The 13,467-nt window shown below is 47.2% G+C and carries 10 protein-coding genes; 1 reads left to right on the top strand and 9 read right to left on the bottom strand.

Translation table 11 applies throughout. The annotated features are described in order from the left end of the window. Positions 1 to 171 precede the first annotated feature (171 nt). The gene (locus HMPREF0240_RS18160) at positions 172 to 972 is read left to right on the top strand and encodes a Uma2 family endonuclease (RefSeq protein WP_009004880.1); all 801 of its coding nucleotides are present in this window, start codon (positions 172 to 174) and stop codon (positions 970 to 972) included. 457 nt (positions 973 to 1,429) lie between these two features. Here the strand turns inward: HMPREF0240_RS18160 and HMPREF0240_RS18155 are convergent, their stop codons facing one another. The 9 genes from HMPREF0240_RS18155 to HMPREF0240_RS18115 form a co-directional block, all read right to left on the bottom strand. Then, positions 1,430 to 2,842 (bottom strand): deoxyguanosinetriphosphate triphosphohydrolase, encoded by a 1,413-nt coding sequence (locus HMPREF0240_RS18155; protein WP_009004879.1) that lies wholly within the window; start codon positions 2,840 to 2,842, stop codon positions 1,430 to 1,432. Positions 2,843 to 2,864: 22 nt separating this feature from the next. Beyond that, positions 2,865 to 3,926, bottom strand: coding sequence for a hypothetical protein (locus HMPREF0240_RS18150; protein WP_009004878.1), 1,062 nt, complete (start codon positions 3,924 to 3,926; stop codon positions 2,865 to 2,867). Between the two features lie 238 nt (positions 3,927 to 4,164). Then, on the bottom strand, positions 4,165 to 5,415 hold the full coding sequence (locus HMPREF0240_RS18145; protein ID WP_009004877.1) for an ammonium transporter: 1,251 nt from the start codon (positions 5,413 to 5,415) through the stop codon (positions 4,165 to 4,167). Between the two features lie 137 nt (positions 5,416 to 5,552). Continuing rightward, positions 5,553 to 5,891: a P-II family nitrogen regulator gene (locus tag HMPREF0240_RS18140; protein WP_009004876.1), complete on the bottom strand. Its 339-nt coding sequence runs from the start codon at positions 5,889 to 5,891 to the stop codon at positions 5,553 to 5,555. Between the two features lie 182 nt (positions 5,892 to 6,073). Then, positions 6,074 to 6,862: a M15 family metallopeptidase gene (locus HMPREF0240_RS18135; protein ID WP_009004875.1), complete on the bottom strand. Its 789-nt coding sequence runs from the start codon at positions 6,860 to 6,862 to the stop codon at positions 6,074 to 6,076. Next, positions 6,859 to 7,488: a 4'-phosphopantetheinyl transferase superfamily protein gene (locus HMPREF0240_RS18130; RefSeq protein ID WP_009004874.1), complete on the bottom strand. Its 630-nt coding sequence runs from the start codon at positions 7,486 to 7,488 to the stop codon at positions 6,859 to 6,861. The genes HMPREF0240_RS18135 and HMPREF0240_RS18130 overlap by 4 nt, the downstream gene beginning before the upstream one ends. 15 nt (positions 7,489 to 7,503) lie before the next feature. Next, positions 7,504 to 9,123 (bottom strand): EAL domain-containing protein, encoded by a 1,620-nt coding sequence (locus tag HMPREF0240_RS18125; RefSeq protein WP_009004873.1) that lies wholly within the window; start codon positions 9,121 to 9,123, stop codon positions 7,504 to 7,506. A 669-nt stretch (positions 9,124 to 9,792) separates the two neighbouring features. Then, entirely contained in the window at positions 9,793 to 12,069 is a 2,277-nt protein-coding gene (locus HMPREF0240_RS18120) for a glycoside hydrolase family 3 C-terminal domain-containing protein (protein ID WP_009004872.1), read from the bottom strand. After that, positions 12,069 to 13,457, bottom strand: coding sequence for an MFS transporter (locus HMPREF0240_RS18115; protein ID WP_009004871.1), 1,389 nt, complete (start codon positions 13,455 to 13,457; stop codon positions 12,069 to 12,071). The genes HMPREF0240_RS18120 and HMPREF0240_RS18115 overlap by 1 nt, the downstream gene beginning before the upstream one ends. Positions 13,458 to 13,467 lie beyond the last annotated feature (10 nt).

The following is a 13,467-nucleotide window of genomic DNA, read 5'->3' as shown; positions in this document are numbered from 1 at the left end:
TCTTTTTATATCCGTTTATCTTTATATGGTTATTTTAAGGATGTATTTTTCACAATACGGTTGATTAGAGGTTGTTTTTGTATTACAATTATATTCAACTTATAGAAGCCGTCTTTTACATATACCAGCAAATCTTACACGCTATTGTTTAAGGAGAAAGGAAGATTGAGCATGACAGTACAGGAAATGAAAGAACGAAAAAAAGAACTCGGCTATACTTATGCCCAGATCGCAGAATTATCCGGTGTACCTCTCGGAACCGTACAAAAAGTCTTCAACGGAACCAGCTCTTCCCCGCGTTATGAAACACTGCGCGCATTAGAGCAGGTACTTGGTGATTCCCAGAACCTGTATATAAGAGAAACCCAAAGCGCATATGGCGCCAAACAGCAGGGAGAATATACCCTGGAAGATTACTATCAAATTCCGGATGATATACGGGTGGAACTAATCGACGGCGTATTCTATAACATGACCGCCCCAACCTCCCCCCACCAGCTCATCGCCGGATTTATTTACGCCAAATTATTAGGGCACACAGCATCCGGAACAGGATCTTGTCTTCCTATGATATCGCCCCTCGATGTACAACTGGACTGCGATGAAAAAACAATGGTACAGCCCGATGTCATCATCGTATGCGACCGTGACAAGATCATCAACAGATGTGTCTACGGAGCCCCCGATTTTGTAATCGAAGTACTCTCCAAGTCCACAAAGAAAAAAGATATGGTAATCAAACTGAATAAATACATGAACGCCGGAGTCCGCGAATACTGGATGATTGACCCGTTTAAGCTGAAAGTAATCGTCTATGATTTCGATCATGATGAATACCCCATAATCTATGGCTTTGATGCCAAAGTCCCTGTACAGATATGGGCCGGTGAATGTATAATCGATTTTCAGGAAGTATACGAACACATCCGCTTCCTCTATGAAAGAAACCAAAATCCAGCCCACGAGCTTTAGCCTCGTGAGCGTATGGGGATTAGATATACTTATCTTGCAAATGAATGATTGCCCTTAGCCACCCCACATCCGCTGCACCATCCATGTTCCCTCCAGGGAATGTGCTCTTATCTACCGCCTGGATGCACATAGCGAATGACAAGACGAGTCCGGCAACCGGCGGGACAATGTCTGCTGGTGAAATGTCCATAAAGCAAGCGTTAGAAGCTGTTGAAGAAAACGGAAGTAAAATGGAGGGCAAAATTTGCCTTACCAGGCAAATTTTGGTGCCGCCTGCGGTTCAAAATCATCAAGATTTTGGACCAAATGCGGCATGTACCTCCATTTTACTTCCGTTTTCTTCTACAGCTTCTTCGCGAAGTGTCAGGACATTTCACCAGCAGACATTGTCCCACCGGGTGCCGGACTCGTCTTGTCATTCGCGCCCCCATCCCCAACGATCTTAAAGCCCCTTCCCTCAAACAAGCCCATTAAGTTCCTGATAAAGTCGTTTTGCATAACTATCTGTCATCCCGCATACATAATCCGTCACCAGCAGAAGCCTCAGATAAAGCTTCTCCGCCTCATTTTTCCCTTCCGCCTGCAGTCTGTATGCGTTCTTATAATTATCCGAGATAAAAGACACCACCCGGCTGTCGATCGATCCAAGCGGCTGTTCCGTATCGTAATACAACACAGCATGAACCAGCTTATCCATCAGAAAGTCCAATATTACCCCCTCTGTAACTTCCATCTTATAAATCGCCCTGGATGCAAATACATAGCGGTATGCCATATCTCCGAGCAGATCCATCAGCTCCTCGCCAAAGGTTCCAAAAAACAGATCCTCTTTAAAAGTCCCCTCCATAATCTCTTCATAATGGGAGGTAAACCCGAGTGTTGCGCAGCTGATCAGATATCCCTGCACACGCACAATCCAGTTCTTTACAGCATAGGAATCCGGATGGCTCACACCTTTTTCTTTTCCCCGTTCATAGAGGCTGATAAGTTTATCAAACGGTCGGAAATCTGCATTATTTTGTTTCTTTTGCAATGTTTCCAATTCTTTTCCCAGGTCGTAGAATGTTATAAATCCCTTCACAAAGGCATCTTCGATATCAGCAGTCTTATAGGCCAGATCGTCTGCCGCCTCCAGAATATAGGTCAGAGGGTGTCTAAGATTCCCGGCCCCTGTCTCTGTGGATATCTCCTCAAAAACAGCCTGATCCGCATAATAATATCCCATCTTCTTATCCTTGATATTGCCAGTCGAGGGATCAATACCAGTGGATGGAACCGGATATTTGACAATGGTATTCAGAAGCGCATATGTCAGGTTCATCCCGTGCTCATCCACCAGATAATGCAGCCTTGTCACAAGGCGCAAAGCCTGTGCGTTACCCTCGAAATGATAAAAATCTTCCCTCATCTGCGGGGTCAGCATCTCCTGGGCTGATCTACCAAAAAAGATAAGGTCCGGAAGATTACGGATAAACCACTCCCGGATCGCGCTCTCCCCGAAATGCCCAAAAGGTGGATTCCCTATATCGTGAATAAGCCCCGCACACTGGAGGATATGGCAGATATCCTCCTTCATGGGAGCTGTAAATCCAGTATCTTTTTTAGTTGTTAATATATTTTCTCCGATATTCTGCCCCAGAGACTTCCCCAATGAGGATACCTCCAGGGAATGGGTCAGCCTGGTCCGGATAAAGTCGCTTTTGTCCAGCGGAAATACCTGAGTCTTGTCCTGCAGGCGCCGAAATGAAGCACTCCCGATAATCCGGTGGTAGTCCTTTTCAAACTCGCTCCTCAAATCCGCCGGGCCAGTCCGCCGTTTTCCTGTGCCGCCCCGCATCCGCTTTGCAGATAATAACGTATCCCACTCCATAGCTCACCCTCCTCTTTTCGTTCTAGTCAAGATAAATCGGAGGCTCATACTCCTTGCCGAGCAGTGCCTTCTTGCGCTCCTGATAACCAAGGAAAGCCCACTCCGTCATATCTGTCCATTTATGTGTGGAACGGTCGTAAACCTGCACATATCCGATTCTGTTCGGATGCATGCGCACACTGTTGGACTGAAATTCACGTCCCGTATAAGGATTCACCTCACCCAGTACCCGGTCCTCTTCCACATCATCATGCTTTATGACCGGCTCAAAATCATCCGGCTCCTCTTCGGAAATATCCGGGACAGCACGCTTTTCATCCCTCTGCGGCTTGATTTCTTCCACAGGGGGCGGCGTGCCTTTCTTCCTGAGAAAGATAGCGCCGGTACGGAACTTGTCCTTTTTCTCCTTCTTAACTTCAGCCTTCTGATCCAATTCCTCTTTTATCGTCTCAATCGGTTCACCCGCCTGAACGTTCTCCTCTAATTCAGAGAGCTCTTCATGAATCTCATAAAGCTCACCGATTGTCATATCTACTTCTTCTGTCTCATTACCGTCCCCGGCCGGAACCACAGCCACATTTTCAGGATTTCCGTCCTGTTTCCGCACAGCAGATATCTCCTCTGCTGTATCTGTTCCCGTCTCTGCTTCACCTGTCATAGCGGAATCCGGTATGATATCCTCAATATCTTCTGCATCGTCTTCATCCAGCATGTCTTCTGTCTCCTGCTGGTTCTGCACAGCAGCAGATGTAAGTTCTCTCTCTGCATTCTTCTGCTGGCGTTTCTGTTCCACCTTCTGCAATTCCTTCTCTGTAGGAACGGATTCTCCTGACGCAGTTACAGTAATAGCCAACGCGGAAGATTCTCTTGAAAGTATACTTAAATGAAAAGGGCAGCCCAGAATATTTGCGATGGTACGCATGTCCTGTTCCTGAAAATTATCTCTTCCCAGACGCTGGGTCAGATTCTGTCTGGACATCTTCTTGCCGGTACGTTCCTCGATTATCTCTGCCAGTTCTTTAATAGTCATGCCTTTACGGCCAAGAATGATTTTGACTTGTTCTCCAAATGTAAGGTCTTCCATGATCTTCCTCCTTATTAATTGTAATGCCAATTAGTATTATACCCAGATAGTTAGAAACAAATTAATTGCTTCATAAACCTATCTTTTTCCCTTTTTTCATTTTAGCAAATACACAGGAACACGTCAACGTTGAATTTCGCCCAAAGGGGTCAGACCCCTATGAAAGTTTATATAAAAACACTGTGCCCCCTTCCATTTAAAGATGCACAGTGTTCGCTATTTCATATTATGTTCTATATTACAGTCTGAAGTTGAAGTCTGCATAAGCTGTTGAGCCGTGTTCATGCACATCCAATCCCTCATTCTCTTCCAGCTTGCCAACCCTCAGCCCGATTGTCTTGTCAATAATTGTGAAAATGATCAATGCCATCACCCCTACAAATGCAGCCACAGAGGCAACACCGATCAGCTGTGTTACAACCGAATAGTCCGGAGAAAACACACCTGTAAGAATGGTACCGAGCGCACCGCATACACCATGTACACTGATCGCACCAACCGGATCATCGATCTTCGCCACTTTATCGAAAAATTCCACAGCGAATACTACCACAACACCGGCAATTGCACCGATAATGATCGCTGACCAGTTACTGACAGTATCACAGCCTGCGGTAATTGCCACAAGGCCTGCCAGTGATCCGTTGAATGTCATAGATACATCGGGCTTGCCATATCTGAGCCAGGTTACTGTCATTGCAAGAAGTGTCGCCGCTGCAGCCGCGAGGTTTGTCGTCATAGCGATATCTCCCAGGCTCGTAGTGGCAGCCGTGGTGGAGCCGCAGTTGAAACCAAACCAGCAGAACCACAGGATAAAAACTCCCAGAGCTGCAATTGGGAGGTTATGTCCCGGAATGGCTCTGACCTTACCTTCTTTGTCATATTTTCCGATACGGGGTCCAAGTATCTTTGCCCCAACCAGTGCACAGATACCGCCGACCATATGCACCGCCGTGGAACCGGCAAAATCATGGAATCCCATCCCTGAGAGCCAGCCGCCTCCCCAGATCCAGTGACCGGATACCGGATAGATGAAAATACTGATTGCTGCACTGTATGCCAGATATGCAGCAAATTTCGTCCTCTCTGCCATCGATCCTGACACAATCGTTGCTGCTGTTGCACAGAATACCGTATGAAAGATAATGAAGACACCTGCCGGAAGTCCATTGATCAGACCATCCGCATCCGCCAGGGATGTAGGATTAAAAAAGCCTTTGCCCCCTATGATTCCATTCCAGTCTGTACCGTGCATAATTGCAAATCCAAAAATAAAGAAAAATAAACTTCCCAGAACAAAATCCATCATATTCTTCATCAGAATATTTCCCGTATTCTTTGCCCGTGTAAATCCAGCCTCACACATTGCAAATCCCGCCTGCATAAAGTATACCAGGATTGCCCCCAGCATTGTCCACATGACATTTATCAGCAGTGATACCGCCTCGCTCGTTTCCATACCGCCCGCAATCAAATCTGCTAATCCCATTACAACTCCTCCTTTAAACTTTGCGCCCGGCTTTTTAATCTAACCGGGCAAATAAAAAGGAGATACCTGTACGAAACATGTTTTATGTTTCTTACAGCTATCCCCTTTGATAACAGGTGTTCTTTCCAAACAATATTTTAAAGTGCATCCCGGCCGCGCTCCCCGGTACGGATTCTGACTGCATCCTGCACCTCGTATACGAAAATCTTCCCGTCTCCGTATGTGCCGGTCTGAATCTTTGCAACAACCTTTTCAATGATTTCTTCTGCGGTCTCCGGTTCTACAATCGTTTCAACCTTGATCTTGGGAAGCAGATTCACACTGTATTCCGCCCCCCGGTATATTTTCTTATGCCCCTTCTGATTGCCGTATCCCATGATATTTGTAATCATAAGTCCATTGGCTGAACAGCCATCGAGAATTGTTTTCAAATCTTCCAGCTTCTCGGGCTGAATGATAATTTCCAGTTTCTTCATATTAAAACCTCCTTTTTATACAAAAAGGGCGTCTTCCTTATGGAAAACGCCCTCGTTTTGATATATCTTATTATACTCGTGCAGGTCTGAAAGTCAAATATTATTTTATAAAAAATTTATATTTGTAAAATGTGTCCAGAATTTTCCTTGCACAGTAAAAAAGATCTTCAATTTTCACGAAATTATTTTACACCGAGATATTCTTCCAGTGTGACATTCTTTTCTTTCATCTCCTTAGCCGCTTCTTTCCCCACATAGCGGTAGTGCCACGGCTCGTATATAATGCCGGTGATAGCCGCTTTATCCGGGGGATAACGGAGTATGAAACCATACTTATAGCAGTTTTCAGCCAGCCATTTTGACTCTGCCGTGTCTGCCTGCTTATCATCCAGTTCCTGGTAATCCTCGGATGTAATATCAAGAGCCAGACCGGTCGCATGCTCGCTGTATCCGGGTATTGCAACGGATTTCTTCGTCTCATCGTAGGCATCCAGCAGACTGCTGCCCTGGTTGACCCAGTTCTGCATCGTCTCATTAAATACCGTCTTCTGATCATCATAGGAACGGTACGCAGAACAAACATACATCTTGAGTCCTCCCGCCTGGGCATCCTCAAGCATCTGTTTTGTATCTTCCGCAATCCTTGCATCTACAGAACGGCCTTCCAGTATCTCTGCCAACTCCGGCTGGTACTCCTTATCCAGTGGATAATCATTGTTTACCAGAACAAGCTCCCAGTTGTCCGGCTCCTCCTTGGACAAAACGGCCGCCGCTTCCACTGCTTTCTGCTGCTTCAGCTTTGACTGCAGATCCTTGTTCTCCTCCTTTAACTTGTCCTGCACTTTTGCCAGTGTGGCTTCCTTCGTATCCAGTGCCTTACTGGCCGCGGCAAATGTCAGGCCCATTCCTAGCACTGCGCCGCACGCCGCACCCAATAGGAGTGCTTTTTTTATCTTCCGGTTCATCCTCATAATTTAAACTCCATCCGTAGTTCAGAATCAATTTCGTCGTCAGTGGAACAAACTGCAATTTTACAAGGATAGCCCGGCAGCCCGTATTCCCGGTAATAATAATTCCGTGGAAAACGTTCCGGTTTCCGGATCAGAACAGGCGGTGAAGCAAGCCGGATCTCAAAGTCTGACAGATCCAGCGCCATCCCTTCCCGGGTAGCTTTCATAAAACTTTCCTTCAGCACCCAGAATCTGTAAAATGTATCCCTCTGCAGTATAATATTGTCCTCCCTCAAAATTGCCTCGTACTCCGATGGGCAGAAAAATCTTTTTGCTACCTTCAGATCCGTCTCCCTGACAGTTTCAATGTCACATCCCACCTGAGTTTCCTCATCACATTCCATATCAACAGAACACAGCACGTAATCACCCGAATGTGAGAGATTAAATGCTGCTTTTTCTGTAATTTTATATTTATTCCGAATCATCTCCAGAAGTATCCAGGCCCCCGCGCTCTGCGCTCTGTCCTTCTGAAACCGCAGCCTGTCGGCCTTTTCTTTTCTAAAAACCGGAAGTGTAGCATAATATTCCCGGTATCGGTTCTCCTCATACAGAGGACGGATGTCCAAAAGCCATGTTTTGATCATAGATATTCCAGCCTTCTAATTCTTCATATAACGCACTTCAAAAGTGTCGATCGTAATCGGCTTATTAAACAATGTCCCCTGTGCATAATCGCACCCCAGTTCTTTTAATACATTCAGCTGATCCTGTGTCTCCACTCCTGCAGCTGCCACATGCACACCAAGCTGTCTGCACACATCAATGACCGCCTTAGCCACGATCTGGCTGCGGCTGTTTCCCACGATGTTGGCAACCAGACTGCGGTCCAGCTTCAGGCCGTCAAATTCCATAATAGAAAGGATCGAAAAGCTGGAATCCTTTGCACCAAAATGATCCAGCACAACACGCACATTTTCCTTGCGGATCTTGTTGCTTGTCTCCGCAAGCATCTCCTGATTCATATCCGCATAAGATTCAGAAACTTCAACCTCCAGATATTCACAGGAAACATGATACTTCTCTACAAGACCCAGCATCTTCTCGGCTACACTCTCCTGCCGCAGAGTTGCTCCGGCAAAATTTACGGATACGGGGAGCATCGGCATGTCATCCATCTCCCAGCGCCGTAATGTCTTACAGACTTCCTCAAATACATATAAATCCAGAAAATGAGACAGCTTCGTCTCTTCCAGAAGAGTGATGTATTTTCCCGGATCCACAATTCCCAGATCTTTGTGGTGATACCGGACAACAGCTTCAGCGCCGACCACTTCTTCCGTTACAACATCCATCTTCGGTACAAGACACACGATAAAATTACCCTGCCTGATGTCTTCCAGCAGGTCCTCCTTGATAATAGGCTCGTGGTGCCCCTTCTTCAAATTCTTATAATACTTCTGTTTTTCTTCCCGCATCATGCCCTCGGCATGTGCCACAAGGCTGTCCACATCAATATCCACCTTTTCCCACGCATATCCCATCGTAGTCAGGCCAAGGCTGATATTCTCCAGCTTACTGTGCGCGCCGTGCACACTCTTCATAAATTCCTCATAATCCACGTTCTCCATGATCGCCAGATATTCATCTCCTGTCAGGCGGAATACCATAGCCCCTCTGAAGTACTCTTCCAGAACCTCACCCACACGGATCACCACTTCATCTCCATACTCGCGCCCGAACTCTTTATTAAAGTTCTTCAGTCCATTGATATCCACGGACAGCGCCCCCAGAGATTTCAGCTCTTCCTGCTTCACTTCTGAAAGGTAGCCGACAAAACTGTTCCGGTTCAAAAGCCCGGTCAGATCATCGTGATAACTGAGATATTCCTGCTGTTTCTGCATCTTCTGCAGAACAATGGCCTGGGAAATATATGGAATAACAGCACGCATGAGAGAAAGGTCGCATCCGCCCCTGTGAACGCCTACTGCAGCCAGCACTGCCACTACCTCATCATCCAGAGGCTGAAATACACTGTAATCCGCCTCGGTAGTATCCGTGATCTCCTGACGCAGCCACTTCGGCATCTGATCCGCATCCAGCATCTTTATGCGGTCCCTCTGCCACGGAACGTTTTCCGCACACCATTCATAAATCGTGAGAATATCATCATCCTCTTTTTCTATATAATAAACATATTCGGAATCATAATAATCACGTATGGTGCCCAGTACGTCATTCATGATTTCTATTATAGAACGCTGTTTATATTTTTCACTCATGGACTTCTCTCCCCTGATCTTACTTGTACATCAAAAAATAAGTAACCGGCTGTTAAGCTGAGATAAATTTTCGAAAGTGCTGCTTCACAAACGCAGGCGTAGCGGGCTGCGCTGAGGCTTGTGAAGCAATGCTATCGGAAATTTAGGTCGGTTTAACAGATCGTTAATTGTTATTCGATGTACTAGATAACTTTAGCTTTTATATCTGTAGGTTTAGTTGCGTACAGATATAATTATTGTAGTATAATCTTTCATAAAATGCAAGTGGGTGGGGGAATTTGTGTGGTGGGTAGGGGGGCGCCCCGGGAGCAGGACATAGGGCGGGCAGGTGACGGGGTTTCGGCTATAAGCAGGAGTAGAAGTAAAAAAGCAGGAAAAAGACGGCAACCTGGACACATCACCTGAAGCCTTGATGGCTTCAGGCGCTGGGTCCAGGAAAACTTGTGATTCGGAATCACAAGTTTTGCCGTCTTTTTCCTGCTTTTTTACTTTACTCCTGCTAACAGCCTTACTACGCCTCCTGCCCGCCCTATGTCCTGCTCCCGGGGCTTGGTGCATCCAGGCGGCACTAAATTCGCTCACTGGGGAGGCTTCGCCGGACGGGGGCGGCGGATGGAGCTGGTAAAACGAGGGCGGGATGGAAGGAGAAGTTTTTAATATAATCAGTTATTATGATTGGCGATTGCTTTTTTTCAGGATGTCTTGCATCATTTCTTCGGTGAAGCAGCCTCCGGAGAGCATGATCAGCCATCTTAACGGGGTTGTTTCGTAGGCGTTCTGGATGAATTCGGGTTCTTCGGTGAAGATGGGGTAGCCTTGCCGGGCGCAGTGAGTCATCCATTTTTCGAGGGTGGCTTTTCCTTCCGGGTTTTTGGAGATTTCGGCCAGGGTGCTGTTTTTATCGTATATGGTTTCGGGGCGTTTGTCTCCTTCCAGGGTGATACGGGACCTTAGATGGATATCGCGGGAGGAGGAGGCTGCTTGTATTTCGTATTCTCCTGGCTCTACCTGCCATTTTCTGAGGTCTGTATCGTAGTAACGGAATGCCTCTCTGGGGAGGGTGAAGGTGAGTTTTTTCTTTTCCCCTGGAGCGAGGTGTACTTTTTGGAATCCTTTGAGTTCTTTTTCTGGACGGGGGATTTCTGTGCCTTGCTTTCTTACGTATATCTGTACTACCTCTGCACCGGCAAGTCTGCCGGTGTTCTGGATCTCCAGCTGCACTTCTGCTGTGTCACGGGCGGCTTTGACGCTGAGATTGCTGTACGCAAAATCTGTGTAACTTAATCCATAGCCGAATGGATATAATGGCTCTATGGTTTTTTTATCATAATAGCGGTATCCGACAAAGAGGCCTTCTGCATAGTGTGTTTTTTTCTGCATTCCGGGAAAATTCAGCCAGGATGGGGTGTCCTCCAGTTTTTTTGGAAATGTTTCTGCAAGCCGGCCGGATGGGTTTACGGCTCCGTACAGGATATCGGCCGCGGCACCGCCTGCTGCCTCTCCTGCCAGATACATTTCCAGAATGCCTTCTGCATCTTTACGAAACGGCATTTCTACCGGTGCTCCGTTGCACAGTACTACGATGACCGCCGGATGGATGCTGGAAAGGCGCCGGATGAGTGTGAGCTGATTCTCGGGAAGGCTCAGTGATACTTTGTCTTCCCCCTCATATTCCGCACGTTCCGGGTAACCTGCGAATACTACGGCCTTTTCGCATATCGAAGCAGCCAGTTCGGCTTCCCGGAGTAATTCTTCTTCCCGGTCTTCTGTGCTGCCCCCCAGTTCGTAGCCTTTTGCATACAACAGAGATGGATTATATTTTTTCATTTCCTCCAGAGGGCTTTCCACATGGTACGGGTTGACTTTTGAGCTGCCGCTGCCCTGGAAGCGCACATCACACGCCAGTTCACCGAATACTGCGGTTTTCTCTCCCGGTATAAGGGGAAGTACTGAACCTTCATTTTTTAGAAGTACCATACAATCCGCGGCTGCTTTTCTGGCCAGTTCATGATGCTCGGGCCATTCCTTACGCTCCGCGGCGGATCTCTTTTTCCTGGCTTTGGCAGCTCTTGCCTGCAAGATACGGTCTCCCAGGCGCAGTACTCTGGCGGCAGCCTCATCGACCGCCTCCGTACTGACAGTTCCGGCCTTATAAGCCTCCAGAAGCAGCTGGTCACTGCTCCCTCTGTTTCCGGGCATTTCAAGATCCAGACCGTTTTTCACGGAATCACTTTTTTCGTTCACAGCTCCCCAGTCCGAGATAACCACACCATCGTACTGCCATTCATCTTTCAGAATCTTTTTCAGCAGCCATTCGTGCTCGGAGGTATAGATTCCGTTCAGTTTATTATAGGAACACATCACCGTCCACGGATCTGTCTCTTTTACCACGCTTTCGAAGCAGGCCAGGTACAGCTCTCTCAGTGTACGTTCATCTACAATGGAATCTGACACCAGCCGCTCTGTCTCCTGGTTATTTGCCGCAAAATGTTTCAGGGATACACCGACTCCGTTCTTCTGCACCCCGTTTATATATCCGATTGCCATTTGTGCAGTCAGATATGGATCCTCTGAAAAATACTCAAAGTTTCTTCCCCCAAGAGGGCTTCGTTTCAGGTTCACACCCGGCCCGAGCAGAATATCCACCTCCGCTTCACGGCATTCCCCGGCTAGTGCTTCTCCGATCTGCTCTGCCAGTCCGGGATCCCAGGAACAGGCCAGGGCACACCCCATTGGGAAACAGGTAGCCGGCATACTTGCATTCATACCCAGATGGTCTGACGTCACTGTCTGCTTTCTCAGGCCGTTCGGTCCGTCTGTCATCATGAATGCGGAAAGACCGATCCGTTCATTTTTCTTAGTCGTCCAGAAGTCGGCACCGGACAGGAGTTCTATTTTTTCTTCCATCGTCAGATTCTGTAGCTGTGATTCTAATCTTCCTGTCATTATTTTTCACCTCCGGTTTCCGCTTTAGCCTTTGCTTCTCTTATTTTCAGTTCTGCCATAATCTGTGGATATTCCTTATCCAGCTTATAGAATGTGAGACATATAATCTGGAGGGTAACCATAATAATCGGAACAAATAAATACATGCCTGATATTGCCGAAATAGCTGACTGAGGCTGTACGTCCAGCATACCATCGAACATATTGGCCGTTAAAATGGCACCTACTACCGCGCTTCCGATTCCCGCCCCGGCCTTTGCGCCAAAGGTGGATGCACTGTATAAAAGTCCCTCTGTCCTAACTCCGGTCTTCCACTCTCCATACTCCACAGTATCCGCCATCATTGCGTATAATACGGCCCAGAATGGTACCGTCCCGATCCCTTTGACCAACGTTGCGGCCACAATCATTGACAGGCTGTCAGGCTGTATCATCATCAGAAAACAGCCCGCCAGGGTAATCACACAGCCTCCTATGGCCAGCGGCTTTTTCCCGAACCGTTTAATCAGCGGCGCCATGAAAGGAATTCCAAGCACACAGGGCAGGTTCAGTGCAATATTGATCGGCCCCATTAATGTTTCATCGCCAAGGATATACTGCGCATAGTATACGGTTGTCGTCCCGCTGAACGTTGTATTTACCGCATATAAGAGCCACACACCGATCAGCATCAGCCAATACTTGTTCTGTGAGATTGCTTTCAGGGCTTTTTTAACCGGAACCTTCTCCTGCTGCCCCAGTTCTTCGGTTACCCGTTCCCTTGTACACTTAAAGCAAATCAGGAACATGGCAACTGCCAGGGTTGCATAAATGGCCATTGTTTTAATCCATGCCGCCTGGTCACCGCCGAGTCCTTTGATGATCGGCAGTGTGACCGCGGTAACTACCATCGTTGCCAGCATGGCCATTGTCATACGCCAGATATTAATCACAGATCTCTGGTACTGGTCCCTTGTCATCAGCGTATTTAATGCACCGTAAGGCACGTTGATTGCCGTGTAGAATACGGTCATAACCAGGTTATATGTGATAAATGCGTAGATGATCTTCACGACCATGCTTGCATTTCTGGGTACGCACACCAGCAGGATACATGCAATCCCGAACGGCACTGCCATCCATAAAAGCCATGGGCGCGCTTTTCCGTATTTCGATCTGGTTCTGTCGATCATGAATCCGATCAGCACATCTGTTATGCCGTCAAATATCTGCGAAAACATCAGCACAGAACCCGCCGCTGCCGCAGATATTCCAACAGTATTTGTATAAAAATATGTAATCAGTGAGCAGGCCAGCGCAAAGATCAGGTTGCTGGCAAAATCACCGAGGCTGTATGCAAACTTTTCACCGATTCCTACTCTGTTTGGATCTGTTGTCCTCTGTCTCATATCCTTCTCC

Source organism: Clostridium sp. D5 (assembly GCF_000190355.1).
GTDB classification, from domain to species: Bacteria; Bacillota; Clostridia; order Lachnospirales; family Lachnospiraceae; genus Faecalicatena; species Faecalicatena fissicatena_A.
This window is presented reverse-complemented; position numbering and strand designations above follow the sequence as displayed.

Coding starts and splice junctions, on each gene's coding strand:
- HMPREF0240_RS18145 (WP_009004877.1), bottom strand. CDS start 5,415: ATGGGATTAGCAGATTTGATTGCGGGCGGTATGGAAACGAGCGAGGCG.
- HMPREF0240_RS18140 (WP_009004876.1), bottom strand. CDS start 5,891: ATGAAGAAACTGGAAATTATCATTCAGCCCGAGAAGCTGGAAGATTTG.
- HMPREF0240_RS18125 (WP_009004873.1), bottom strand. CDS start 9,123: ATGAGTGAAAAATATAAACAGCGTTCTATAATAGAAATCATGAATGAC.
- HMPREF0240_RS18155 (WP_009004879.1), bottom strand. CDS start 2,842: ATGGAGTGGGATACGTTATTATCTGCAAAGCGGATGCGGGGCGGCACA.
- HMPREF0240_RS18160 (WP_009004880.1), top strand. CDS start 172: ATGACAGTACAGGAAATGAAAGAACGAAAAAAAGAACTCGGCTATACT.
- HMPREF0240_RS18120 (WP_009004872.1), bottom strand. CDS start 12,069: ATGACAGGAAGATTAGAATCACAGCTACAGAATCTGACGATGGAAGAA.
- HMPREF0240_RS18135 (WP_009004875.1), bottom strand. CDS start 6,862: ATGAGGATGAACCGGAAGATAAAAAAAGCACTCCTATTGGGTGCGGCG.
- HMPREF0240_RS18150 (WP_009004878.1), bottom strand. CDS start 3,926: ATGGAAGACCTTACATTTGGAGAACAAGTCAAAATCATTCTTGGCCGT.
- HMPREF0240_RS18130 (WP_009004874.1), bottom strand. CDS start 7,488: ATGATCAAAACATGGCTTTTGGACATCCGTCCTCTGTATGAGGAGAAC.
- HMPREF0240_RS18115 (WP_009004871.1), bottom strand. CDS start 13,457: ATGAGACAGAGGACAACAGATCCAAACAGAGTAGGAATCGGTGAAAAG.